The sequence below is a fragment of the Salinarimonas chemoclinalis genome, from assembly GCF_041514305.1.
GTDB lineage: Bacteria > Pseudomonadota > Alphaproteobacteria > Rhizobiales > Beijerinckiaceae > Salinarimonas > Salinarimonas chemoclinalis.
Genome location: NZ_JBGMWH010000030.1, coordinates 1 through 24694 on the forward strand (window position 1 = coordinate 1; position 24694 = coordinate 24694).

The window sequence follows — 24694 nt, forward strand, 5'->3', positions numbered from 1 at the left end:
CGGCCCCGCACCCGCCGCCGCGGTCCGCACCGCGGCCGTCGCGACCGCGCCGACGGCGTCCGCACCCGTCGTACCGGTGTCGGCGCCGATCTCGGCACCCGCCGCCACGATCACCGCGCCGCCCGCGGCGCCGGCCGCGCCCGAGCCGATCCGGGTCGCGGCGGTGGCGCCCGCGACCGACGCCGAGGTCGTCGCCGCGGCGAACGCCTACTTCAACGGCATCGACGCCCTCTCGGGCCGCTTCACGCAGGTGGGCAGCGACGGGCGCTCCTTCTCGGGCGTGCTCTACGTCGACCGGCCGGGGAAGCTGCGCTTCCAGTACGACGCGCCGGCGACCATCGACGTCGTCGCCGATGGGCGCTCCGTGGTCGTGCGCGACCGGCAGCTCGGCACGCAGGACATGTACCCGATCTCGCAGACGCCGCTGAAGTTCCTGCTCGGCGACCGCATCCGGCTCGGCCAGGACATCGAGGTGATCGGCGTCGAGCGCGCCGGCGACGAGATCGACGTGCTCCTGCGCGATCGCTCGACCTTCGCCGGCACCTCCGACATCCGCCTCACCTTCGATGCCGGGCTCGAGCGGCTGAAGGAGTGGCGCATCGTCGACGCGCAGGGCTTCGAGACGCGGGTGTCGCTGACGGGAATCCAGCGTCACGCGCGCCTGGATCAGGGACTGTTCCAGATCAGCTACGAGCGGTTCCACCGCGACGATACGTATTGAGCCTCACTCCGCGACTTCGGCGCGACGCATTGACAGCCCGCGGTCCGACTGCGCATCGTCGAACCGGCGGTCGTGTCGAGGAGCGTGCTATGAATCGTTGTATGAGACAGTGCCTCCTCCGGCGGCTTCCCTGGTGGATCGGCATCGCCGCGCTGACGTTCTGGGCCGGATCGTTCTACGGATGGGTCGGCCTTCTCGTGGCGGCCGGCCTCTCCGCCGCGGTGGCGATCACCTTCGTCGTCCAGTGCCGTCGTCAGTGCCAGGGCCGGTGAAGGCCCGCTGGCGTCGCGACGCGGGCGTTGCTAAAGCTCGCAGCCGCACAGCCGCCCGCGAGCCCGCCCTATGCCCCCTGCCCCGCCGCCGTCCTCGCCCTTCGGCGCGCTGATCGCACTCGCGGCAGCGAGCTTCTACGGCTCGAACATCGTCATCGCGCGGCTCGCCGGGGACGCCGGGATCAGCGGCGTGTCCCTCGTGTTCTGGCGGACCCTGGTGGTGGTCGTCGGCGTCGTGGCCTTCGCCGTCCTCACGCGCCGCTCCGTCGCGGTGGGGCGCGGCCGCTGGCCGCTGATGACGACGCTCGTCGTCTCCAGCATCGCCATCGCCGTCTGCTACATCTCCGCGATCGCCTTCGTGCCCGTCACCGTCGCCGCGGTGATCTTCTACACGTTCCCGGTCCTGATCGTGCTCGCGAGCCCGCTCGTGGAGGGACGCCGGGTCGGCGCACCGCTGCTCTTGGTCGCTCTCGTCGCCTTCGGCGGCGTCGCCTGCGTCGTGGGGCCGGCCTTCGCCGGGATCGACTGGCGCGGCGTCGCGCTCGCCGGCGTCGCGAGCGTGGGGGCGGCGACGCAGTTCTTCGCCGGCGTGAAGGCGCGCGACATCTCGCTCACGACGAAGGTGTTCTGGATGAATGCCCTGACGCTGCCCGCGAGCCTCGTCATCGCGCTCTCCTTCGGCGTGATGAACCCGCCCGGGGAGCTGATGCTCGCGCCGGTCGTCGTCGGGCTCGCGGTCGTCACCTTCGTCGCCGCCTTCACGCTGCAATTCGTCGCGCTCGGCCGCGCCGGCGCGGTGGCGACCGGCCTGTCCTTCTGCATCGAGCCCGTGGTCGCCGCCTTCGGGGCGGCGCTGCTCGTGGGCGAGCGCCTCTCGGGCGTGCAGATCCTCGGCGTCGCCCTCGTCGTCGCTGCGATCGCCGGCAACACCCTCATGGAGAACCGCCGCGCGGCGGCTCAGCGCGCGAAGGCGAGCGCGAGCAGGCCGCCGGCGAGCGCGTAGGCGAGGCAGGCCCCCGCCGTGAGCCGCATCGCCGGGCCCTCGCGCCCGGCGAGCCCGACGGTGGCGCCGCCGGCGATGATGTTGTGCGGGCAGACGATGTTCCCTACCGCCGCGCCGAAGCTCTGGGCGGCCAGCAGCGGCACCACGTCGAGCGACAGCGCCCGGGCGGTCGCCGCCTGGAACTCGCTGAGCAGGATGTTCGAGGCCGTCGCCGAGCCGGTGACGAAGGTGCCGAGCACGCCCACCGCCGGCGCCGCCAGGGGCCACAGCGGCCCGATCCCCGCCGCCGCGTCGGCGAGCGCGCCGATCATGCCGGCATGGACCATGATCCGCGAGATCGCCAGCATCGCGAGGAGCGCGAGGACGACCGGGACCAGCCGGCGCGCGGCCGCCGCCATCGCCACGAGGAGATCGCGCGGGCCGCCGCCCTGGGCGAGGACGCCGGCGAGGAAGCCCACCATCAGCAGCGTGCCGGGATGGTAGAGCGGCTCGAAGCGCCCCGAGAAGCCGCCGTCCAGCGTCCAGGCGACGGCGACGGAGCGCAGCGCCTCCTGGAGCGGCGGGAGGAGGCGCGTCGCGAGGATGAGCGCGAGCAGCACGGCGTAGGGCAGCGCCGCGCGGGCGACGGCACGCGCGTCGAGCGCCTCGGCGGAGGCGGCCGAGCGCGGCGCGAACCGGCGCGCGAGCGGCACGAACAGCGCGAGACCGACGAGCGCGCCGCCGAGCGTCGGCACTTCCGGCCCGACGACGAGCGCCAGCGCGAGCGAGGGGCCGAAGAAGCAGGCGCCGGCGAGGAGCGCGAGCGCCCAGTCGACCCGGCGCAGGGGGCCATCGGCCGCGAGCCGCAGCACGAAGACGACGAGGACGATGCCGGCGATCGCGTGCATCGTCGCGGTCGGCGCCGCGATCGCGCCGGCGTCGACGCCGGTGATCTCCGCCTGGGCGATGACCGGGGTACCCACGGCGCCGAAGCTCACCCCCGCCGCGTGCCCGATCAACGCGAGCGCCACCGCCTTGAGGGGCGAGAAGCCCAGCGAGACGAGGAGCGGCGCGGCGAGCGCCACCGGCGTGCCGAAGCCGGCCGCGCCCTCCATGAACAGCGCGAAGAAGAAGGCGACCAGGAGCGCCAGCGTGCGCGGGTCGTCCGACACCCGCGCGAGCGCGCCGCGGATCGCGACGAAGGCACCCGCGCGCTCCTGCGCCTCGTAGAGGCACAGGGCGGGGAAGATGATCCACAGGATCGTCGCCGCCGTGAAGGCGGCTTCCAGCACCGAGAAGCCGACGGCGCGCGTCGGCCCGAGCGCCGGCAGGACGCGCTCCCCGAAGCCGAAGACGAGGAGCGCGACACCCAGCGCGAGCACGAGCCCCACCGCCCCCGCCCGCACCGCGGACCAGCGCAGGCCCAGCATCAGCGCGAGGATGGCCGCGAGCGGCAGGCCGGCCGCGAGCGCCTGCATGAACCCTCCCTCAGCGCGCCGCGTCGGCGCTGTCGAGCGGCGCCGGCGCCGGCTCGGCCGCGGGTGCGCTCGCCGCGGGCGCGACGGGCGCGGACGGCTGGACGATCGGCGGCTCGTCGCGCCGCCCGGGCGTCATCAGGATGCGCCCGGGCGTCATCGCCCCGCCCGAGACGATGAAGGACATGGCGTCGTTGGCCGACCAGTCGAGGAAGACGAGCCGCTTCGTCGGCACGAGTTCGACGTAGCCCGAGGTGGGGTTGGGCGTCGTCGGCACGTAGACGGCGGCGATCTCCTCGCCGGTGTCGTCCGCGGTGAACGTCGCGGTGACGAAGCCGAGCGCGCGCATGTCCCGGGAGGGGAACTCGATCAGCACGACCCGCTGGCCGGACGCGTTGCCCGCCTGGAGCGAGTTGAGGAGCGTGCGGGTGGCCGAGTAGATCGTCTTGACGAGCGGCACGTAGTCGATGATCCGGTCCACCATGCGCAGGATGCGCCGACCGATCACCGCGTTCGCCGCCGCGCCGATGACGTAGAGGCCGGCCAGCACGACGACGAGCGCGAGGGAGGACTGGAACCAGCCCTGCGCCAGCAGGTCGGCCAGCACGGCGTAGTCCGAGCGCACGTTGCGCGCGAAGGTGAGGACGAAGGGCCGGCCGGTCGCCACCAGGATGTCGATGATGAAGGTGACGGCGATGAAGGTCACCCACAGGGGGATGACCACGAAGAGCCCGGAGATGATGTTGCGCCTGAGGCGGAGGTGGGATTGCGAACTCATCGATCGACGTGGTGACGGAGGCGGGCACGGCTCCCGGACGGGCGCCGCGTCAGGCTACACGCCCGCGCGCCCCGGCGCGACCCCGCACGAAGCGTGAGCCGGCTCGAGCGTGCCGAAACGCGAGAAGGCCGGGACGAGCCCGGCCTTCGGATGTCCAGCGATGCGACCGGCGCTCACTGCGCGGCGGCTGCGTCCGACTCCGCGCCGGCGTCGGCTTCGGCCTCCGGCAGCGGGGGCGGGTTCTCGGTGATCGAGGCGAGGTACGCGATGATGTCGGCGCGCTCCTGGCCCGAACGGATGCCGGCGAAGGCCATCGAGGTGCCCGGGAGGTAGCCGCGCGGGTTGGCCAGGAAGCCGTAGAGTTCGTCGTAGCCCCAGAGCTCGCCGGCGGCGCCGCGCTCGGCGAGTGCGCTCGAGTAGCCGAAATCGTCGAGGTGCGCCTTCGCTCCGCCGACGATGTCGTACAGGTTGGGACCGACGCCGTTGGCGCCGCCCTCGTTGAAGCTGTGGCACGACGCGCACTTGCGCACGGCGGTCTCGCCACGGCCCACGTCCGCGCTCGCGAGCAGGATCGGCAGCGGCACCTCGGCGGGGGCGGCCTCGGCCACCTCGGTCTCCACGCCCTCGGGCATCGGCAGCGCGTAGCCGGCGACGCCGGCGGGCTCCGGCGAGAAGAGCATGTCCGACAGGACGCTCATGCCGACCACGAACAAGAGCACGCCCAGCACGGCGCCGAAGATCTTGTTGAGCTCGAACGAGTTCATGCGAAACTCCAAGCCGCCGGACCGGCGGACGCTGTACGGTGTCACGGACGCGGGGAGCACGGGGGGACGCGCGCTCGGGGCGGCGGTTGCTTAGCCTCATTCCAAGGCGACGACAACGAAAAACGGCGGGTCGCGTCGTCGCAGACGCGTCCGCATCCGGACCGGCCCGCGGTGACAAGCCGGGCGCGGGTTGCTAAAGCGTCTGCGCCCGCAGTCGGGCAGCGCAGCAGATCCCGGCCGAAGATCGCATGTCGGACCCCCTCGTCCTCATTCCCGCCCGCATGGCCGCCACGCGCCTGCCGGGCAAGCCGCTCGCCGACATCGCCGGCGTGCCCATGATCGTCCACGTCTGGCGCCGCGCCGTCGAGGCCGGCATCGGCCCCGTGGCCGTCGCGACCGATTCGCCCGAGATCGCCGCCGCGGTCGAGGGCGCCGGCGGCGTCGCGGTGACGACGCGCGCCGACCACCAGTCCGGCTCCGACCGCATCCGCGAGGCCGCGCAGACGCTCGATCCGGAGGGGCGCCACGACGTCGTCGTGAACGTGCAGGGCGACTTCCCGACGATCGACCCCCGCGCCATCGCCGCCGCGATCCTGCCGCTCGCCGACCCCGCGGTCGCCATCGGCACGCTCGCGGGCCCGATCACGCGCGACGACGAGCGGGAGGACCCGAACGTCGTCAAGATCATCGCGAGCCCCATCGCCCCCGGGCGGATGCGCGCGCTCGCCTTCACCCGCGCCACCGCGCCCTGGGGCGAGGGGCCGCTCTGGCATCACGTCGGGCTCTACGCCTATCGCCGGCGCGCGCTCGAGCGCTTCGTGTCGCTGCCGCCCTCCCCGCTCGAGATCCGCGAGCGGCTCGAGCAGATGCGCGCGCTCGAGGACGGCATGCGCATCGACGTGACCATCATCGACGACGTTCCCTTCGGCGTGGACACGCTGGAGACCCTGGCGCGCGCCCGCGCCGCGCTGGGCGGCTGAGCCACACGGAAGAGACGTTTCCCCATGACGAAGACCATCTCCTACCAGGGCGAGCCCGGCGCCAACTCGCACATCGCCTGCCGCGAGGTCTATCCCGGCTGGACGGCGAAGCCCTGCCCCACCTTCGAGGACGCCTTCGCGGCGGTGACGGAGGGCGAGGCGCAGCTCGGCATGATCCCGATCGAGAACTCGGTCGCCGGGCGCGTGGCGGACATCCACCATCTCCTGCCCGAATCGGGGCTGCACATCGTCGGCGAGTTCTTCCTGCCGATCCATCACCAGCTGATGGCGCCCAAGGGCGCGACGCTCGCCACCATCAAGTCCGTGCAGAGCCACGTCCAGGCGCTCGGGCAGTGCCGGCGCACCCTGCGCAAGCTCGGCCTGACGGCGATCGTGGGCGCGGACACCGCGGGCTCGGCGCGCCAGATCGCCGAGGCGAACGACCCGGCCCGCGCCGCGATCGCCTCGCGGCTCGCCGCCGAGGTCTACGGGCTCGACATCCTCGCCGAGGACGTGGAGGACGAGGCGCACAACACGACGCGCTTCATCATCCTCTCGCCGGAGCCCGCGCGCATCGCGCCCGGCGGGGACTGCGTCACGAGCTTCGTCTTCCGCGTGCGCAACATCCCCTCGGCCCTCTACAAGGCGCTGGGCGGTTTCGCCACGAACGGCGTCAACATGACCAAGCTCGAGAGCTACATGATCGAGGGCCAGTTCACCGCGACGCAGTTCTACGCCGAGGTCGACGGCCACCCGGACGAGCCGGGCCTGAAGCGCGCCCTCGAGGAGCTGGCCTTCTTCTCGCGCCAGCTCTCGGTGCTGGGCACCTACCCCGCCCACCCGTTCCGCGCGAACCTGCGCGATCGCGAGCCGGCGGAATAGGGAGCGGGCGGGCGCTCAGGCCGGGAGCGTGCGCGTCCACTCCAGCGTGCGGTCCAGCGCGCGGCCGAGCTTGTCGAACAGCTCGTCGATCTCCGCCTCCGAGATGATCAGCGGCGGGCAGATCGCCAGGCGGTCGCCCATCAGGTTGCGCAGGATGAGCCCCTCCTCCTGGCAGAAGCCGACCGCCTTCGCCGCGACCAGCGCCTTGGGGTCGTATTGCCGCTTCGTCGCCTTGTCGGCGACGAGCTCGATGCCGGCGATGAGCCCCAGCCCGCGCGCCTCCCCCACCAGCGGATGATCCTCGAGCATCGCCAGCCGGCGCAGGAAGTGCGGCTCCTTGGCGGCGACGCCCTCCACGATCTTGTCGCGCGCGTAGATCTCGAGCGTCTTGAGCGCGACGGCGCAGGTGGTCGGGTGGCCGGAATAGGTGAAGCCGTGGCCGAAGGTGCCGACCTCGCGCGAGCCCGCGAGCATGGCCTGGTACATCGGCTCGTCGATCATCACCGCGCCGAGCGGCATGTAGGCGGAGGTGATCGCCTTGGCCACCGAGATCGTGTTCGGCGTCATGCCGAGCCGCTCCGACCCGAACATGGTGCCCAGCCGCCCGAAGCCGCAGATCACCTCGTCGGCGACGAGCCGCACGTCGTATTTGGCCAGCACCGCCCAGATCGCCTCGAAATAGCCCTTCGGCGGCACCAGCGCGCCGCCGGCGCCCATCACCGGCTCGGCGATGAAGGCGGCGACCGTGTCGGGGTCCTCGCGCAGGATCGTCTCCTCGAGTTCGGCGGCGAGGCGTGCGGAGAACGCCTCCTCGGTCTCGCCGGCTTCCGCGAAACGGTAGTGGTGCGGGCAGGAGGTGTGGAGGATGTTCTGGATCGGCAGGTCGAACAGCGCGTGGTTCGCCGGAAGCCCCGTGAGCGAGGCCGAGGCGACGGTGACGCCGTGGTAGCCCTTCACCCGCGCGATGATCTTCTTCTTCCGCGGCCGGCCCAGCGCGTTGTTCATGTACCAGGCGAGCTTCACCTGCGTGTCGTTCGCCTCCGACCCCGACGAGCAGAACGTCACCTTCGAGATCGGCACCGGCGCGATCTCCTTCAGCGCCTCGGCGAGCGCGATCGCGGGGTCGTGGCTGCGGCCCGAGAAGATGTGCTGGAAGGGCAGCTTCTCCATCTGCTCGCGGGCGGCCTCGACGAGCTCGCGGTTCGAGTAGCCGAGCGAGGTGCACCACAGCCCGGCCATGCCCTCGAGATAGGGCTTGCCCCCGGTGTCGAAGACGTGGACGCCCTCGCCGCGCTCGATCACGAGCGGACCCGTCTCGCGGAACTTGTCGAGGTGGGTGTAGGGGTGGATCAGGGTTTCGACGTCGCGGGCGGCGAGGTTGGTGAGCACGGGCTGACTCCGTCCGAATGCAGGATGCGAGCCTAGGCGCCCGCGGCGCCGGGGGAAAGCCCGCAGGAATCCTCAGGACGTATCCGACGAGGGGCATCCCCGGCCGGGACCGTCCCTGCAAGGGCGCTCTTGCAGCCGGGGCCGCATCCCGCGGAGGCCCCCGGATGTTCTCTCGCCGCGGGACGCGCTACGGTGCACGCGCCCGGGGCGGTGGCGAGGAGAGACGTGTTGGAAGGATCGGGCGCGCAGGAGGGTCGGTTCGTCGGGGGCTCGACCCTGCGCCACGTCGTGGTGATGACCGTCACGGGGGCGATCGGGCTCGTCGCGATCTTCCTCGTCGACCTCCTCTCGCTCCTCTACATCTCCTGGCTCGGCGTGAAGGCGGTCACCGCGGGCGTCGGCCTCGCGACGATCCTCCTGTTCTTCGTCACCTCGATCAACGTCGGCCTGATGATCGCGACCGCCGCGCTCGTCTCGCGCGCGCTCGGCGCCCGCGACCGGGAGGGCGCGCGCCGGCTCGCCGCCTCGACGCTGACCTGGTCGGTCGCCGCCGCGACCGTCGCCACCGCCGCGATCTGGCCGCTCGCCCCGACGATCATGACCTGGCTCGGCGCGACCGGGGACGCGCACGACGTCGCGACCCGCTTCGTGCGGATGGTGCTGCCGGCCAACATCGTCATGGCGTTGGGCATGGGCGCGTCGGGCGTGCTGCGGGCGGTCGGAGACGCCCGCCGGGCGATGTACGTGACGCTCTCGGGGGCGATCGTCATCGCGGCGCTCGACCCGATCCTGATCTTCGGCCTCGGGCTCGGCTGGCAGGGGGCGGCGATCGGCATGATCGTCTCGCGCTTCATCTTCGCGCTCGTCGGGCTCCACGGCGTCGCGCGGGTGCACGGGCTCCTCGCCCGCCCGGCCTGGCCGGACCTGCGCCGCCACGCCGGGCCGATGGCGCACATCGCCGGGCCCGCCGTGCTGACCGCGATCGCGAGCCCCGTCGCCGCCGGCTTCGCGGCCTCGGTGATCGCGCGCTTCGGCGACGAGGCCATCGCCGGCAACGCCATCGTCGAGCGGCTCGTCCCCTTCGCCTTCGGCGGCCTGTTCGCGCTCTCCGGCGCCATCGGCCCGATCCTCGGCCAGAACTGGGGGGCGCTGCGCTACGACCGCATGCGCGCGATCCTGCGCGATTCGATGCTGGTGGCCGCCGTCTACGTGCTCGCCACCTGGGCGCTGCTCGTGCTGCTTCGCCACGAGATCGTGGCGCTGTTCGGCATCTCCGGCGCCGCGGCGGAACTCGTCGTGTTCTTCTGCCTGATCTCCGGCCCGGTCTGGTTCTTCAACGGCCTGCTCTTCGTGGCCAACGCCGCGTTCAACAACCTCGGCCACCCGCTGTTCTCCACCGCCTTCAACTGGGGCCGCGCCACGCTCGGCACCCTGCCCTTCGCGCTCGCCGGCGCGGCGCTCGCGGGTCCCGAGGGCGTGCTCGCCGGCGTCGGCATCGGCGCGGTGGGCTTCGGCATCGCCGCGCTGGCGACGGCGTTCTGGACGGTGCGGACTCTGGAGCGGCGGGACGGAGCGGCGGCGGCGACCGCCGCGCGAGCGCTCGTGCACGGGGAAGCGCGCGCACGCGGCTGAGACGCACGGGCGCCGCGGCCCGCCGCGATCGCGCCCGCATTCCCCTTCCCTTCCGCGCGTTTCCGGCTAGGCTCGCGCCGTCGCCAGCGGGGGAGCGCGGAAGTCATGGAATGGATCATCCTCGGCGTCGTCGCCGTGATCGTCGTCTACGGGATCGTCACCTACAACGGGCTCGTGGCCATGCGGCAGCGGGTCGACCAAGCCTACGCGGACATCGACGTGCAGCTCCACCAGCGCCACGACCTGATCCCCAACCTCGTCGAGACGGTGAAGGGCTACGCCGCACACGAGCGCGAGACGCTCGACGCGGTGATCACCGCCCGCAACCGCGCCACGCAGGCGAGCGGGCCGGCCGACCAGGCCGCCGCCGAGGGCCTGCTCACCGGGGCGCTGGGGCGGCTGTTCGCGCTGGCCGAGGCCTATCCGGACCTGAAGGCCAACACGAACTTCCTGTCGCTGCAGAGCGAGCTCGCCAACGTCGAGGACAAGCTCGCCGCCGCGCGCCGCTTCTTCAACAACGCGGTGAGCGAGTTCAACGCGGCGATCCAGTCCTTTCCGGCGGTGCTGTTCGCGCGCCGGCTCGGCTTCTCGGAGCGGGAGTTCTTCGACGTCGGCGAGGATCGGCGCGCCGAGATGAGCGTCGCGCCGCAGGTGAAGTTCTGACGGCGCGGCGCGCGCGAGGGAGGCGGCGATGACGCCCGTCTTCGGGCTCTACACCCACATCCGGGCGAACCGCATCCGCTCGGTGCTGCTGGTCGCGGGCCTGTTCGCGCTCGTGCTCCTCGTCGGCTGGGCGGTGGCGCTCGCCCTCGTCGCGGTGGGGGACGCCTCCGGCGCGCCGCCCGAGGCGTTGGCGGCGGAAGCCCTCGACACGTACGTGCTCTGGACGCCGTGGCTCGTGCTCGGCACGTTGGCGTGGGTCGGGATCTCGGTCGCGCTCAACACCCGCATCGTCGCGGCCACGACGGGCGCGCGCGCACTCGCGCGCGAGGACGATCCTCGGCTCTACCGGCTGCTGGAGACCCTGTGCATTTCGCGCGGCATGACCACGCCGCGGCTCGAGATCGTCGAGAGCGACGCGCTCAACGCCTACGCGTCCGGCCTGACGCGGAAGCAATACGCGGTCACGCTCACCCGCGGGCTCGTCGAGCGGCTCGACGACGCGGAACTCGAGGCGGTGATGGCGCACGAGCTCACCCACATCCGCAATGAGGACGTGAGGCTGATGGTCGTCGCCGTGGTGATCGCCGGCGTGATCGGGCTCGTCGGCGAGATCGTCTTCCGAGGGCTGCGCTTCGGGATGTGGCGTGGCGGGTCGAGCCGCTCGCGCGGGAGCGGCGGAAGCGGGAGCGGGAGCGGCGGCGGCGGGAAGGGCGCGGTGATCGCCGTCGCGATCGCCGTCGTCGTCATCCTCGTGGCCTGGGTCGCCTCGCTCGCGATCCGCTTCGCGCTGTCGCGGGCGCGGGAGTACCTCGCCGACGCGGGCGCGGTGGAGCTGACCAAGAACCCGGACGCGATGATCTCCGCGCTCCTGAAGATCCAGGGCAACGCCGATCTCGCGCGCGCGCCGGCGAGCGTGATGGAGATGTGCGTCGAGAACCCGCGGCGCGGCTTCACGGCCCTGCTGGCTACCCACCCCTCGATCGAGGACCGGGTCGCGGCGCTGGTGCGCAACGCCGGCGGGCGGATGCCGCCGGAGACGATCGCGCCGGAACCGGCGCCGCGCTCGCCCTGGTGAGGGTGCGTGATCTAGGCGAAGCCGAGAAACAAGGCCAGGGACCTCGTCACCGAAACCATCGTCTCGTCGTCGACATGACCCATGACGGGTCCGACCTTGCTACGCTTCACGGTCATCGGCTTGTCGCCGAAATAATCCGCTTGCACGACCAACGCCGGACGAGGCTTGCCGAGGTCCCCGAGAGGGCGACGGTCACCGAGTCACCGCGCTTCGAGGCTCGACCTCGTTGAGCAGATCCGCGAGGGCGGCGTCGAGAAACTCGTCGAGGTCTTCATCACGCGCGTCGGCGGCAGCGACGACCCGCGACTGCCGGCGACACTCTTCCGCGAAGCCCGGCTGCCGCGTGTCCGGGACCCAGATCTGGACAGGCCGCAATCCGGACGCCCGCAGCGCCTCTCGCCGCTTGCGTACTCTCTCGCTCACGCTCGCAGCCACCGGTGCCTCCGCCTTGTTACATGTCACATGGTGGGGATACCTGATCGAGCCGTCAAGGCGCACGCCGGGGTCGAGCGCGACCATCGGCACCTCACGCGCCCCCCTCACCCCCCCATGCTGCTCGACGGCGCGGCGGCACGCACGTCGTCGTCGACGTCCGCCTCGAAGCGGGTGAAGTTCTCGCGGAACATGGCCACGAGCTTCGCCGCCGTGTGCGCGAACTGCGCCTTGTTCTGCCAGGTCTTCACCGGGTAGAGGATGTGCGGCTCGATGCCCGGCACCGAGGTCGGGACGGCGAAGCCGAAGTAGGGGTCCTGCCGGAAGTCGGCCTTGGCCAGCGAGCCGTCGAGCGCCGCCGAGAGCAGGCGGCGCGTGACGCGGATCGGCATGCGCCGGCCGACCCCGTGCATGCCGCCGGTCCAGCCGGTGTTGACGAGCCAGCAGTCGACGTGGTGGCGCGCGATCAGCTCGCGCAGCATGTTGCCGTAGACCGACGGCGGGCGCGGCATGAACGGCGCGCCGAAGCAGGTCGAGAACGTCGCCTGCGGCTCGGTCACGCCCTTCTCGGTGCCCGCCACCTTCGCCGTGTAGCCCGACAGGAAGTGGTACATCGCCTCCGCCGAGGTGAGCTTGGCGATGGGCGGCAGCACGCCGAAGGCGTCGCAGGTGAGCATCACGATGTTCTTGGGCTGGCCCGCGCGCCCGCTCTCCACCGCGCCGGGGATGAACTCGAGCGGGTAGGCGCAGCGCGTGTTCTCGGTCTTCGAGGCGTCGTCGAAATCCGGCTCGCGGGTGTGCGGATCGAGCACCACGTTCTCGAGCACCGTGCCGAAGCGCCGGGTGGTGGCGTGGATCTCCGGCTCCGCGTCCGCCGAGAGGCGGATCGTCTTGGCGTAGCAGCCGCCCTCGAAGTTGAACACGCCCTGTGGGCCCCAGCCGTGCTCGTCGTCGCCGATGAGCGGGCGGGTCGGATCGTTGGAGAGCGTCGTCTTGCCGGTGCCGGAAAGGCCGAAGAACAAGGCGACGTCCTGCGGGCTCGACATGTTGGCCGAGCAGTGCATCGGCATGACGCCCTTCTCGGGCAGGACGAAGTTCAGGTAGGTGAAGACCGACTTCTTCATCTCGCCCGCGTAGGACGTGCCGCCGATCAGCACGATCTTGCGGGTGAGGTCCATGGCGATGACGGTCTGCGAGCGGCAGCCGTGGCGGGCCGGGTCGGCCTCGAAGCTCGGCAGGTCGATGATGGTGAGCTCCGGCACGAAGCTGCGCACCGTCTCGAGCTCGGGGCGGCGCAGGAGGTTCCTGATGAACAGCGAGTGCCAGGCGAGCTCGGTGTAGACGCGGGTGCGCACCCGGTGGTTGGGGTCGGCGCCGCCGAAGAGGTCCTGCGCGAACAGCTCCTTGCCCTGCGCATGCGCCCGGAAGTCCTCGAGCAGCGTGTCGAACTGTGCGGGCCCGATCGCGCCGTTGGCGTCCCACCACACGGTGTCCTCGGTCGTCGCGTCGCGCACCAGGAACTTGTCCTTGGGCGAGCGGCCCGTGTGCACGCCCGTCTCGGCGAGGAGCGCCCCGCCGGCCGCCAGCCGCGCCTCGCCGCGCGCGATGGACAGCTCGGTGAGCGCGGGCGCCTCGAGGTTCCAGTGCACGCGCGCGAGCCCGCGCAGGCCGATCGTGTCCGCGCCCTGAGCGCTGTTGAAGACGCCGAGATTCTCCACTTGCTCCATCCTCCTCGCATGCGGGGGGTCGGCGACGAGGGCGCGCCGAACCCTACGGAAACGCCCGAGAGGCGCGTCGGGATGCGCACTTGCGTTCGCCCGCCGCGCACAGCCGCATCGCTTTAGGCCTTCGCACGAGGAGCGGCAACCGGGCCGAAGGGTGGATGCCGGCATGCGGCGAGGGCATCCGGCCGCGGCAGAGCAAGACCGTGACTGAGAGGAACCCATCACTTCTGCGTTATTTGAATTGCCATAGGTCATTGATGGTATTTTTGGTTGTCTTAATGTCGACACGATTCTTCCGCTACCTCAACCCCCGGACGCAATTCGGGGATGCTTCAATGACACACACCTCATGCACGCAGCCGCTCCACCTTCGTCTCGACGATCCGACCCGCGATCGCCTCGCGACCAGCCTGCGGGACATCGTCTATCCCGCCGCCGGATTCGAGGCCTACGTCGAGACGATACGCGCGGCGTTCGCGCCGTTGACGGACGCCTTCGCGCCGGTCCGCGCCTTCCTGGACGAGGAGACGCCGGCCGACAGGCGGCCCGGCGCGATCAAGATCACGAACCTTCCCCTGTCCGCCGATATCCCGAAGCCGCCGCTCGATGCGTCGGCACTCACGCGCATCGACAAGCCCGACTACCTGTCGGAGAACCTCCTCACGGCGATCGCCTCCCTGTTCGGCGAGCCATACTCGATGCATTGCGAGGGACGCGGCCTCGTCAACAACCTGATCCCGACCCGGACGACGTCGGAGCAGATCACCGGTCTAGGCGCCTCGTCCGACCTGCGGTTCCACGCCGAGAATGCCGCCCTCCGCTTCCTCACGGACCGCGACTGCGCGCCGGCTGCGCTCCTCCTCCTCGGCGTCGCGCAGGAGCCGACCCCGCCGAGAACCCGCCTGAGCGACGCACGCGCGGCGCTCGCGCTCGTCGATCCCGCCGATCGTCAGCTGCTGGCGCAACCGCTCTACGCCATCAAGCTGCCCTATCGCTGGCGTGGCTACCGGACGGGCTACGACACGCTCTCGACGCGCCTCGTGCCCCTCGTCGAGGAGGACGAGCGGGGTCTCGTCGTCCACGCCGCCTTCTACGGAGACATGATCGCGCACGTGGTCGATGCCGCGGCCGAGCGCGCCGCGCGTGCCTTCGAAGCGGCCCTGGAGGAGGTTTCCCACGACGTGATCGTCTCTCCCGGCGAGCTGATCGGCATCGACAACCGCACGACCCTGCACGCGCGCACGCCCTTCCGCGCCACATTCGACGAGGAAGGGCGCGCGCGTCGGTGGGTGCAGCGTCTTTTCGTCACGAAGGACCTCTCCACTTTCGCCGATTGGGACGCGCCTCAGCAGCGGGTCTACGCACCTCGCTTCGAGGCCGTGCGACCCGAGGCCGCCGAGTAGCCGCGGCCGGAGCGTCGGAGACATCGCAGAACACTACACAAAGCCGTCTTTCACTGGTAGAACGCAACCTCGAAACGACGGATCGAGGCGTCCATGCGAAACCTGCTCGCCCGGCTGCACCGCAACGGGCCGACCATTCTCGCGTTCGGCATCGTCCTGGGTCTGGCCGTGCCATCGCTGGCGGAGCTCGCGCGGCCGGCTCTGCCGGCGACGGTGTTCGCCTTCGTGCTCGGGACGCTCCTGCGAGTCGAGCCGTCCGCGGTCCTGGCGCAGGTCCGGCGACCGCGGATCGCGCTCGCGCTGCCCTGCGCCATCGCCTTCCTGGCCCCCGCGCTCGCCGCGGTCGCGGTCTCGCTCGCGGGCCTGCCCGACGACCTCGCGCTCGCCATCGTGCTGGGAGCGGCCGCCCCACCGACGACGACGACGATCGCCGTGGCGCGCATGCTCGGGCTGGAGGGCGCGCCCCCGCTCGCCGCGCTGCTGGTCGCGACCTTCGTCGCGCCCCTCACCGTTCCCCTCGTGGCCGACCTGTTCGGCGGCCCCCGGATCAGCGCGCTCGACCTCGCGCAGGGGCTCGTCCTCCTCGTCGGCGGCGCGATCGTGACGGCCGCCCTGCTGCGGCGGTTCGCGGCCGGGTCGCTCGCCCGGAACGGCGTCGTGATCGACGCCGCGATCGTGGTCTCTCTGCTGGTCTTCTCGCTCGCGACGATGGCGGGGGTACGCGCGAGCATCGAGGCCGAACCGGCCTTCGCTCTGGGCGTCATCGCCCTCGCCTACGCGACGAACCTCGGTCTCCAGGCAGTCGGCGCCGCACTCTTCCCGGGGGACGGCGCGAGCCGCCTCGTCACGGGGCTGACGCTCGGAAACAAGAACGTCGGGCTCGTATGGGCCGCGCTCGGGGCGCAGATCAGCCCGACCATGGCCCTGTACTTCGCCGCCTGCCAGCTGCCGATCTTCACCCTCCCGCGCGCCGCCCAGGCGGTGCTCGGCGCGATCCGTCGGCGCGAGGCCCGGCACGCACCCGCCGGCAGCCCGACGCCGAATCGAGGAGCCCCACGATGATCGATCTCTTCCCCGATCCGTCCCAGGCCCGGCGCCGCAAGCTCGTCGTCGAAAACATCGGCCTCCTCCTCTCCGGGCGGCTCGAGCAGCCGATCCTCGACGCCGACACGATCGTCGCCGTCGGCGGCACGATCACCGCGGTGGGCAAGCGCGCCGACTGCGACGTCGAGGACGCGGACATCGTCGTCGACGCCCGCGGCACGACCGTGTGTCCCGGCCTCGTCGACGGCCACACGCATCCGACGCTCGGCGAGCACAGCCCACGCACGGACAACCATTCCTGGATCCTGCATTGCCTGCACGGCGGCACGACGACGATGATCTCCGCGGGCGAGGTCCACGTCGCGGGGCGGCCGACCGACCGCGTCGGCGTCAAGGCGCTCGCCATCGCCGCGCAGCGCAGCTTCGCGGCGGCGCGCCCCTCGGGCGTCAAGATGATCGCCGGCGCGCCGCTGCTGGAGGAAGGGCTGCTCGAGGAGGACTTCCGCGAGCTGGCCGAGGCGGGCGTCGAGCTCGTCGGCGAGGTCGGGATCGGCTCGGTCGCCGACGTCGAGACCGCGCGCACGATGGTCGGCTGGGCCCGCGCGAACGGGATGCGCTGCCTCACCCACACCGGCGGCCCCTCGATTCCCGGCTCGCGGCTGATGACGGCGGAGGAGATCCTCGCCATCGACCCGGACGTGATCGGCCACATCAACGGCGGTCACACCGCCTTCGCGCATTCGGAGATCCGCTGCCTGTGCGAGGGCTGCTCGCGGGCGATCGAGATCGTCCACAACGGCAACGCCTTCGCCGCGCTCTACGCGCTTCGTACCGCGGCGGAAATGGGGCAGCTCGAGCGGATCGTGCTCGGCACCGACGCGCCGTCCGGCGCGGGCGTGCCGGCGCTCGGCATGCTGCGGCTCGTCGCCATGCTGTCGAGCTTCGGCGAGCTCCCCGCCGAGCAGGTCTTCTGCTTCGCGACCGGAAACACGGCCCGCGTGCACGGGCTCGCGCAGGGGATCGTCGCGCCGGACCGGCCGGCCGATCTCGTCGTCATGGACCGGGCGCAGGGAACTGCGGGGCGCACGCTGCTCGACAGCGTCGCGCTGGGCGACCTGCCCGGCATCGGCATGGTCCTGATCGACGGCGTGCCCGTGCTGCGCCCCTCGCGCAACACGCCCCCGGCGACAACGCTGCCCGAGGCTCGCCGTCGTCCCGGGTGAAACCCTTCTGCCCGCTTGCCCGTACCTCTCTCCGGCGACGCACGAGGGAGAGAGAACGGGCATGATCGCGGCGCGCATCGAGCGACGACTGCTGCAGGGGGCGATCCTGCTCGCCGGCTGCGTCCCCGTCTTCGCCGGGCTCGCCGGCGTGACGACGGGGACGGGATTCGTCGGGGGCGGGGGCGGCGACGCCCTCGCACGCGGCGTGCCTCTGGAGAGCCACGTCCGCTACCTGTCCGGCCTGCTTCTCGGCATCGGGCTCGCCTTCTGGGCGGCGGTGCCGCGGATCGAGGCGCACGGCGCCCGCGTGCGGCTCCTCGCCGGCATCGTGGTGATCGGCGGCCTCGCCCGCCTGCTCGGCGTCGTCGTCGACGGACCGGCGGACGGCCCGATGACGGCGGCGCTCGCGATGGAACTCGCCGTCACCCCGGCGCTGGCGCTCTGGCAGGGCCGCGTCGCCCGGCGCTGGGGGCCCGTGATGGCCGCGAGCCGTCACTCAGCCGGGCTGGGCGCCGCCGCGGGCGCGGCGCGCTCGCCGGACTCGGTCAGCTCCGGCTCCAGCTCCCGGCGCGACACCAGCGTGTAGAACGTCGGCACGACGAAGAGCGTGAACAGCGTGCCCACGGTGATGCCGGAGAAGATCACCAGCCCCATCGAGAAGCGCGCCGCCGCGCCCGCGCCCTCCGCCGTCATCAGCGGCACGACGCCGAGCGCGGTCGCGGCCGTCGTCATCAGGATCGGCCGCAGGCGCAGCTTCGCGGAGGCGACCATCGCCGCCTCCCGCGTCAGGCCCTTCTCGCGCCGCAGCTGGTTGGCGAACTCCACGAGCAGGATGCCGTGCTTGGTGATCAGCCCGATCAGGGTGATCAGCCCCACCTGCGTGTAGATGTTGAGCGTCGAGAGGCCGAGATTGAGCGGCACGATGACGCCGAAGATCGACAAGGGCACCGACATCAGGATCACGAACGGATCGCGGAAGCTCTCGAACTGCGCCGCGAGCACGAGGTAGATCACCACGATGGCCAGCGCGAAGGCGATGGCGATCGTGTTGCCCTCGCCCACCTCCAGGCGGGACTGGGCCGCGTAGTCGATGTAGAACCCGTCCGGCAGGACGCGCTCGGCGATGGCGACGATCTCCGCGAGGCCGTCGCCGGTGGAGACGCCCGGCAGCGGCAGCGCCGAGATGGTGGCGGAGTTGAGCTGGTTGAACTGCTCGATCGTCGCCGCCGCGACGCCGGTGTCGATGGTCGCGAGCGCCGACAGAGGGACCATGGCGCCGCTGCGCGCCCGCACGTAGAGGTCGCCGAGCCGCTCGGGATTGTTCCGGTACGCGGCCGGCACCTGCATGATCACGTCGTAGCTGTTCGAGTCCCGGTCGAACTGCGAGATCGCCCCGCCGCCGACGAGGAGGCCGAGGGTGGCGCCCACCTGCGAGGCGGGCACGTCGAGCGCCGCCGCGCGGTCGCGGTCGATCGTCACCACGACCTCGGTCGTGTCGAAGGACAGAGAGTTCTGCACCACGATGAAGCGTCCCGACGCCTGCGCCTCCTGGCGGATGCGCTCGGCGACCTCGTAGACGTTGGCCGGCGTGCTCGTCGTCTGGATCACGACCGAGATCGGCAGGCCGCCGCCGGCGCCCGGCAGGGTCGGCGGCGCGAAGACGAAGGCCTCGACGCCGGTGATGCCGGCGATGCGCGCCTGGAGGTCCTGCTGGATCTCCGCCTGGCTGCGCGCGCGCTCGGCCCAGTCGTCGAAGGCCCAGAGCGCGATGCCGGAATTGGTCTGCCCGCCGAAGCCGACGATGGAGAAGTTGGCGGACAGCTCCGGCAGGTCCTGCGTGCGGTCGCGCATCTGGTCGATGTAGGTGCGCGTGTAGTCCGAGGTGGCGTAGGCTGGCGCGTTGACGATGGCGAACAGCGCGCCGACGTCCTCCTCGGGCGCGAGTTCGCTCGACGTCTTCGTGAACAGGAACCCGGTGACGCCGACGAGCGCGACGACGACGAAGACCGTCACTGCCCGGTAGCGCAGCGAGCCGGCGACGCGGCGCTCGTACCAGCCCTCGAGCCCGCCGAAGCCGCGATCGAGCGCGACCTGGAAGCGGCTGTGGCCGGCCTTCAGAACCCGCGCCGCCATCATCGGCGAGATCGTCAGCGCGACGACACCGGAGATGAACACCGCGCCGGCGAGGGTCACCGCGAACTCGCGGAACAGAGCGCCGGTCAGCCCGCCGGTGAAGAACAGCGGCGTGAACACGGCGACCAGCGTCAGCATCATCGCGACGATCGAGCCGAACAGCTCCTTCATCGAGACGAAGGCGGCGCGGGCCGGGTTCATCCCCTCGTCGACGTGGCGCTGCACGTTCTCGACGACGATGATCGCATCGTCGACCACGAGGCCGATGGCGAGCACCATCGCCAGCAGGGTCAGCAGGTTGATGGAGTAGCCCATCAGGAGCAGGATGAAGAGCGTACCCACGAGCGAGAGCGGGATCGCCACGAGCGGCAGCGTCACCGCCCGGAACGACCCGAGGAAAAGCAGCGTGATCACCGCGACGATCACGGTGGCCTCGACGATCGTGCGGAAGACCTCGTCGATCGACGCGCCGATCTGCTCGGTCGAATCGTACATGAGCGTCAGGCTCATGCCGTCCGGCAGCGTCCCCTGGATGGCGGGGATCTCCGCGAGCACGGCCGCGGCCATGTCGAGCGGGTTGGCGCCCGGCGTCGGGTAGAGGCCGATGAAGGTGCCGGGCTCCCCGTTGAAGTTCACGATCGTGTCGTTCGATTCGGCGGCGAGCTCGACGAGCGCGACGTCGCGCAGGCGCACCACGTCGTCGCCCCGCCCCGACAGCGGCAGCTGGGCGAAGGCCTCGGGCGTCTGCAGCGTCGAGCGCATCGTGATCGGGTAGGTGACGAGCGCGTTGCGCGTGCGCCCGGGCGCGGAGAGGAAGTTCGAGGCGTCGATCGCTTGGCGCACCTCGGCCGCCGTGAGCCCGCGCGCGGCGAGGCGTACGGGGTCGATCCAGACCCGCATGGCGTACTTGGCGCCGCCGAGCACCTCGGTCTCGGCGACGCCGGGGATGGTCGACATGCGGGGGCGGATGACGCGTTCGATGTACTCCGTCACCTGCTCCGCGGTCATGTTGGGGTTCTGCACCGCGAAGTACATGGTCGCGAAGGTCATGCCCGTGCCCTTCACGATCGCCGGGTCCTCGGCGTCCGGGGGCAGGCTGGAGCGGACCTCGTTGACCTTCGACATCACCTCGGTGAGCGCGGCGTCGGGGTTCGAGCCCAGCCGCATGTTGACCGTCACGATCGAGGCCGAGGGGCGCGACTGCGTGGTGACGTAGTCGACGTTCTCCGTCGTCGCGACGGCGCGGGCGATCGGCGAGGTGACGAAGCCCTGGATCAGCTCGGCGGAGGCGCCGGGATAGAGCGTCGTGATGGTCACGACGGTCTCGTCCACCTCCGGGTATTGCCGCGTCTGCAGCCCGAACAGGCCCTGGAACCCGAGCAGCAGGATCAGGAGGCCCAGGACCGTGGAGAGGACCGGGCGCTTTATGAAGACGTCGGAGGGACTCATCGGGCGGCGCTCGCGGCTTCGGGGGAGGCGGCTTCGGGGGAGGCGGCTCGGGAGGCGGCGGCTCCGGTGGCGTCCGCCTCCTCCAGCACGACGGGCATGTTGTTCGACAGCCGGTTCTGCCCGGCGGTGACGACGCGGTCGCCCGGCGCGAGGCCCGAGACGATCTCGATCAGCCCCTCGGCACGCCGGCCGGGCGTCACGAAGACCTGGTCGAGGGCGAGGCCCTCGCCCTCCTGCGCCGCCACGACGCGGTAGACGAAATCCCCGTAGAGGCTCGACACCAGCGCCGTCTGCGGCACGGCGACGACGCCCTCCTCCCGCGGCTGCTCGATCGCGATGCGCACGAACTGGCCCGGCGTGAGCACGCCGCCCTCGTTCGAGACCGCGCCGCGCACGGCGAACAGCCGGCTCGCCGGGTCGACGCGCGGGTCGATGCCGACGATCTCGCCGAAGATCTCCCCGGCGACGCCCTCCCCCGAGACGCGGATCGGCTGGCCGATCGCCACATCCGGCAGGCGCTGCTCGGGCAGGGAGAAGTCGACGCGCATCGTGTCGAGATCCTGGAGCGTCGCGACGGCGGTGCCCGGCGTGATGTACTGCCCGAGCTCGACCCGCGGCAGGCCGATCGTCCCCGAGAAGGGCGCGACGAGGCGGCGCTGCTCCAGAACCGCCACCGCGCGGGCGAGCTGCGCCTCCGAGGAGCGGGCCGCGGATTCGGCGTTGGCGACGTTCACCTCGGTGCCGGCGCCCCGCGAGCGCAGGTCGCGGGCGCGGGCGAGGTCCTGCTCGTCGAGGGCGAGGCGCGTGCGCGCGGCGTCGACGTCCGCCTGCTGCACGGCGTCGTCGAGGCGCACGAGCACGGCGCCCGCCGCGACCTCCTCGTTCGAGGCGAAGGCGATCTCGCGCACGATGCCGGCTGCCTCCACCGTCAGCTCGACGCCGCGCGCGGCGTTGACCGTGCCGATCGTCTCGATCGTCGGCTGCCAGGTGGCGGGCTCGAGCGTGACGACGGACACCGTCGCCGGCTGGACGGGCATGTTCGCGAAGAAGTCCGCGATCATCCGGTCCCGGAACAGGTTGAACCCGACGAGCCCGCCGCCGAGGAGGGCGACGAGGACGATGGCGATCAGGAAGCGCTTGATCATGGCTGGGCTCGTGGTCGGGGGAGGCGTTCGATCGGGGAAGAGCTTGCACGAGAAGGCCCGGGGCGTGTACGGTCCCCGTACTGTACCGTCCGGACGGTTGGGAACTGGACCGTGGGGACGTTTCTGTCAAGGAGGAACCGTGACGGCCGGCACGCGAAGCACACGCGCACGCATCCTGCGCGCGGCCCTCGAGATCGCGCAGGAGGCGGGACCGGGCTCGGTCTCGCTCGAGGCCGTCGCCGCGCAGGCCGGCGTCTCGAAGGGCGGGCTCCTCTACCATTTCCCCACCAAGGCGGCGCTCCTGCGCGGTCTCGTGGAGGAGCAGCTCGCGCGATTCGAGGCGGCGCTCGGGACCGAGGCGGCTGCCTCCCGTCACGATGGCGTGATCGCGGCCTATGTCGAAACCTTCGTCGCCCAACGCCTCTGCGCGGCGCCCCCGAGCGCGGGCATGCTCACGGCACTCGTCGAGGATCCGGCGATCCTGGAGCCCGTGCGCCGGCGCGAGCGCGGCTTCCTCGACGCGATCCGCGCCAACGCCGCCGACCCCGACGAGGCGACGATCGTCTACCTCGCCCTTCACGGCCTCGCGCTGATGCGGCTGCTGGGCATCGACGTGGTGGACGCGGAGGAGCGCGCGGCGCTCCTGGAGCGGATGCGCGGGAGTGCGGATCGGTGACGCCGGAGCGGCGCGCTCACCCCTCCATCCCGCGGGCCCGATCCGCCATCTCCTTCAGCACCCGCCGCAGCCGCCCGCCCTCGGCGATGCGCTCCGGGAACGGCACGCGCGCGGTGAGGTCGCCGGCGGCGAGGTCGAGGCCGTCGGGGTCGATGCCGGTGGCGTGCCAATCGGCCTGCGGCGCCTTGCCGAGCCGGGTGGCGTAGAGGGCGAGCGCGTCGCGGTGATCCTCGTTCATGTGGGCCACCGCGCTCTCCTCGAGCGCCAGCAGGCTCCGCGCGTCGTCGATGCGCGTGAGCAGGTCGTCGCGCGCGATCGCCATCGCCCGGGCGAACCCGCCGTTGAGGTGCGCGCCCTCCACGTCCATGCGGAACACGGCGAAGTCGCCGAAGCCGGCGTAGAGCTTCGCCTTCGGGTGGCGGGCGAGGAAGCGGGCGCGGGCGCGCGGGTCGTCGGTGGGTGTGATGCGCCCGATCACGGTCAGCCGCGGATGGGCGAGCGGGTCGCCTTTTCCACGCTCTGCGAGGAGCACGCTCGCCCGCGGGTCGGCGGCGAGGTTCGCGGTGTGGCCGGACAGGCGCGACATCAGGAAGAGCGGCGCGCCGTCGACGTCGGTGGCCACAGTCACCAGAGTGGCGAAGGGGAAGCCGGCCGCGCGATCGAGGGTCGCGAGCGCGCCGGCGCGCACGGCGCGCAGCAGCCCCTTCGCCACCGCGAGCCCGTCGTAGGACGGGTCCGGACCCACCCGCTCGAGGATGGCCTTCGCCTCCTCCGAGACGCCGCTCTCGCCGGGATTGCGGCCGGGATCCCCGCCCTCGCCCGCGCCGTCGCCGTCCGCCTGCGCCATGCCCGCACCCCTTCCGAAAGCGCTCGCCTTTGCCCACATGCGGCAAGACGTGCTAAACCGCCATGAATTCGGCCGAATTGCGAGGCTTGGCGGGAGGGTGACGGTTTCGTCGCACCATCCGCCCGCCTCGGGCGTTCCCGCCCGTACCGTATCGGAACGTGATCGGAAACGTGTCCAGCCGGAACGTAGCCAGGCCGCCAGAGCATCGGGAGCCGTGATGCCCACCATCGCCCTCGTCGACGACGATCGCAACATCCTCACCTCGGTGTCCATCGCCCTCGAGGCCGAAGGCTATCGCATCCAGACCTACACGGACGGCGCCTCCGCCCTCGACGGCCTGCGCCAGACGCCGCCGGACCTCGCGATCTTCGACATCAAGATGCCGCGCATGGACGGCATGGAACTGCTGCGGCGCCTGCGCCAGAAGTCCGACCTGCCGGTGATCTTCCTCACCTCGAAGGACGAGGAGATCGACGAGCTGTTCGGCCTCAAGATGGGCGCAGACGACTTCATCCGGAAGCCGTTCTCCCAGCGCCTGCTGGTCGAGCGGGTCAAGGCCGTCCTGCGCCGCTTCGCGCCCAAGGACGTGTCGGCCCCGCGCGAGCCGGACACCAAGGCGCTCGAGCGCGGCCAGCTCGTGATGGACCCCGAGCGCCACACCTGCACCTGGAAGGGCGAGCCGGTGACGCTCACCGTCACCGAGTTCCTCATCCTGCAGTCGCTGGCCCAGCGCCCCGGCGTGGTGAAGAGCCGCAACGCCCTGATGGACGCCGCCTACGACGACCAGGTCTACGTCGACGACCGCACGATCGACAGCCACATCAAGCGGCTGCGCAAGAAGTTCAAGGTGACCGACCAGAGCTTCGACATGATCGAGACGCTGTACGGCGTCGGCTACCGCTTCAAGGAAACCTGAGGGAGACCGCGTGGACGCACGCCGGCGCGCCGACGGATACGCGCACGAGGACGACCGGCCGGCTTCCGGCGGCGCCGGCGGCGAGGACG

The 24694-nt window shown here is 71.7% G+C and carries 23 protein-coding genes; 14 read left to right on the forward strand and 9 right to left on the reverse strand.

The genetic code is table 11. The annotated features are described in order from the left end of the window. The 3 genes from AB9M23_RS22115 to AB9M23_RS22125 all read left to right on the forward strand — a co-directional run. A partial coding sequence (locus AB9M23_RS22115) for an outer-membrane lipoprotein carrier protein LolA (protein ID WP_372426848.1) occupies positions 1 to 721 on the forward strand: 721 nt, incomplete at its 5' end. Positions 722 to 822: 101 nt separating this feature from the next. After that, positions 823 to 993 carry a hypothetical protein gene (locus AB9M23_RS22120; RefSeq protein ID WP_372426849.1) on the forward strand — a complete coding sequence of 57 codons (171 nt, stop codon included), beginning with the start codon at positions 823 to 825 and terminating at the stop codon, positions 991 to 993. Positions 994 to 1063: 70 nt separating this feature from the next. Continuing rightward, positions 1064 to 1996 (forward strand): DMT family transporter, encoded by a 933-nt coding sequence (locus tag AB9M23_RS22125; RefSeq protein ID WP_372426850.1) that lies wholly within the window; start codon positions 1064 to 1066, stop codon positions 1994 to 1996. Here AB9M23_RS22125 and AB9M23_RS22130 read toward each other — a convergent pair. The 3 genes from AB9M23_RS22130 to AB9M23_RS22140 all read right to left on the reverse strand — a co-directional run bounded on the left by AB9M23_RS22130 (position 1951) and on the right by AB9M23_RS22140 (position 4992). Beyond that, on the reverse strand, positions 1951 to 3453 hold the full coding sequence (locus tag AB9M23_RS22130; protein ID WP_372426851.1) for an L-lactate permease: 1503 nt from the start codon (positions 3451 to 3453) through the stop codon (positions 1951 to 1953). The genes AB9M23_RS22125 and AB9M23_RS22130 overlap by 46 nt on opposite strands. A 10-nt stretch (positions 3454 to 3463) precedes the next feature. Further along, complete coding sequence (locus AB9M23_RS22135; protein ID WP_372426852.1) at positions 3464 to 4228, reverse strand: DUF502 domain-containing protein; 765 nt, start codon at positions 4226 to 4228, stop codon at positions 3464 to 3466. Positions 4229 to 4401: 173 nt separating this feature from the next. Beyond that, the gene (locus AB9M23_RS22140; protein ID WP_372426853.1) at positions 4402 to 4992 is read right to left on the reverse strand and encodes a c-type cytochrome; all 591 of its coding nucleotides are present in this window, start codon (positions 4990 to 4992) and stop codon (positions 4402 to 4404) included. A 248-nt stretch (positions 4993 to 5240) separates the two neighbouring features. Between AB9M23_RS22140 and AB9M23_RS22145 the strand changes: the two genes are divergently transcribed. Next, complete coding sequence (locus AB9M23_RS22145; protein WP_372426855.1) at positions 5241 to 5972, forward strand: 3-deoxy-manno-octulosonate cytidylyltransferase; 732 nt, start codon at positions 5241 to 5243, stop codon at positions 5970 to 5972. Between the two features lie 24 nt (positions 5973 to 5996). Then, positions 5997 to 6854, forward strand: a complete 858-nt coding sequence (locus tag AB9M23_RS22150; protein ID WP_372426856.1) for a prephenate dehydratase — start codon at positions 5997 to 5999, stop codon at positions 6852 to 6854. A gap of 15 nt (positions 6855 to 6869) precedes the next feature. On the opposite strand, the gene AB9M23_RS22155 is transcribed toward AB9M23_RS22150, so the two are convergent. Then, a complete protein-coding gene (locus tag AB9M23_RS22155; protein ID WP_372426857.1) occupies positions 6870 to 8243 on the reverse strand; it encodes an aminotransferase in 1374 nt (457 codons plus the stop codon). Between the two features lie 225 nt (positions 8244 to 8468). Here AB9M23_RS22155 and AB9M23_RS22160 point away from each other — a divergent pair, with 225 nt between their 5' ends. From AB9M23_RS22160 to AB9M23_RS22170, 3 genes are all read left to right on the forward strand, one after another. Further along, the gene (locus tag AB9M23_RS22160) at positions 8469 to 9875 is read left to right on the forward strand and encodes an MATE family efflux transporter (protein ID WP_443726260.1); all 1407 of its coding nucleotides are present in this window, start codon (positions 8469 to 8471) and stop codon (positions 9873 to 9875) included. A gap of 105 nt (positions 9876 to 9980) precedes the next feature. Continuing rightward, on the forward strand, positions 9981 to 10538 hold the full coding sequence (locus AB9M23_RS22165; protein ID WP_372426859.1) for a LemA family protein: 558 nt from the start codon (positions 9981 to 9983) through the stop codon (positions 10536 to 10538). A 28-nt stretch (positions 10539 to 10566) separates the two neighbouring features. Continuing rightward, a complete protein-coding gene (locus AB9M23_RS22170; RefSeq protein WP_372426860.1) occupies positions 10567 to 11613 on the forward strand; it encodes a M48 family metalloprotease in 1047 nt (348 codons plus the stop codon). Between the two features lie 192 nt (positions 11614 to 11805). Here the strand turns inward: AB9M23_RS22170 and AB9M23_RS22175 are convergent, their stop codons facing one another. Continuing rightward, positions 11806 to 12048, reverse strand: coding sequence for an antitoxin MazE family protein (locus AB9M23_RS22175; protein ID WP_372426883.1), 243 nt, complete (start codon positions 12046 to 12048; stop codon positions 11806 to 11808). A gap of 104 nt (positions 12049 to 12152) precedes the next feature. Continuing rightward, entirely contained in the window at positions 12153 to 13772 is a 1620-nt protein-coding gene (locus AB9M23_RS22180; RefSeq protein ID WP_372426861.1) for a phosphoenolpyruvate carboxykinase, read from the reverse strand. An 80-nt stretch (positions 13773 to 13852) separates the two neighbouring features. Here AB9M23_RS22180 and AB9M23_RS22185 point away from each other — a divergent pair, with 80 nt between their 5' ends. The 4 genes from AB9M23_RS22185 (at position 13853) to AB9M23_RS22200 (ending at position 18025) form a co-directional block, all read left to right on the forward strand. Then, positions 13853 to 15172, forward strand: coding sequence for a TauD/TfdA family dioxygenase (locus AB9M23_RS22185; RefSeq protein ID WP_372426862.1), 1320 nt, complete (start codon positions 13853 to 13855; stop codon positions 15170 to 15172). Positions 15173 to 15265: 93 nt separating this feature from the next. Then, positions 15266 to 16234: a hypothetical protein gene (locus tag AB9M23_RS22190; RefSeq protein WP_372426863.1), complete on the forward strand. Its 969-nt coding sequence runs from the start codon at positions 15266 to 15268 to the stop codon at positions 16232 to 16234. Then, complete coding sequence (locus AB9M23_RS22195; protein WP_372426864.1) at positions 16231 to 17439, forward strand: amidohydrolase family protein; 1209 nt, start codon at positions 16231 to 16233, stop codon at positions 17437 to 17439. The genes AB9M23_RS22190 and AB9M23_RS22195 overlap by 4 nt, the downstream gene beginning before the upstream one ends. 61 nt (positions 17440 to 17500) lie before the next feature. Next, positions 17501 to 18025 carry a DUF4345 domain-containing protein gene (locus AB9M23_RS22200; protein ID WP_372426865.1) on the forward strand — a complete coding sequence of 175 codons (525 nt, stop codon included), beginning with the start codon at positions 17501 to 17503 and terminating at the stop codon, positions 18023 to 18025. Here AB9M23_RS22200 and AB9M23_RS22205 read toward each other — a convergent pair. Together AB9M23_RS22205 and AB9M23_RS22210 are read right to left on the reverse strand one after the other, a co-directional pair. Continuing rightward, positions 17932 to 21021 carry an efflux RND transporter permease subunit gene (locus tag AB9M23_RS22205; RefSeq protein WP_372426866.1) on the reverse strand — a complete coding sequence of 1030 codons (3090 nt, stop codon included), beginning with the start codon at positions 21019 to 21021 and terminating at the stop codon, positions 17932 to 17934. The two genes, AB9M23_RS22200 and AB9M23_RS22205, sit on opposite strands and share 94 nt — an antisense overlap. After that, positions 21018 to 22166, reverse strand: coding sequence for an efflux RND transporter periplasmic adaptor subunit (locus tag AB9M23_RS22210; protein ID WP_372426868.1), 1149 nt, complete (start codon positions 22164 to 22166; stop codon positions 21018 to 21020). Before AB9M23_RS22210 ends, AB9M23_RS22205 begins: the two co-directional genes overlap by 4 nt. Before the next feature lie 139 nt (positions 22167 to 22305). Here AB9M23_RS22210 and AB9M23_RS22215 point away from each other — a divergent pair, with 139 nt between their 5' ends. Beyond that, on the forward strand, positions 22306 to 22842 hold the full coding sequence (locus AB9M23_RS22215; RefSeq protein ID WP_372426870.1) for a TetR/AcrR family transcriptional regulator: 537 nt from the start codon (positions 22306 to 22308) through the stop codon (positions 22840 to 22842). 16 nt (positions 22843 to 22858) lie between these two features. Here the strand turns inward: AB9M23_RS22215 and AB9M23_RS22220 are convergent, their stop codons facing one another. Then, complete coding sequence (locus AB9M23_RS22220; RefSeq protein ID WP_372426871.1) at positions 22859 to 23689, reverse strand: HugZ family pyridoxamine 5'-phosphate oxidase; 831 nt, start codon at positions 23687 to 23689, stop codon at positions 22859 to 22861. A 217-nt stretch (positions 23690 to 23906) separates the two neighbouring features. On the opposite strand from AB9M23_RS22220, the gene AB9M23_RS22225 reads away from it, so the two are divergent. After that, positions 23907 to 24605, forward strand: coding sequence for a response regulator transcription factor (locus AB9M23_RS22225; RefSeq protein WP_029030190.1), 699 nt, complete (start codon positions 23907 to 23909; stop codon positions 24603 to 24605). Positions 24606 to 24694: the final 89 nt, after the last annotated feature.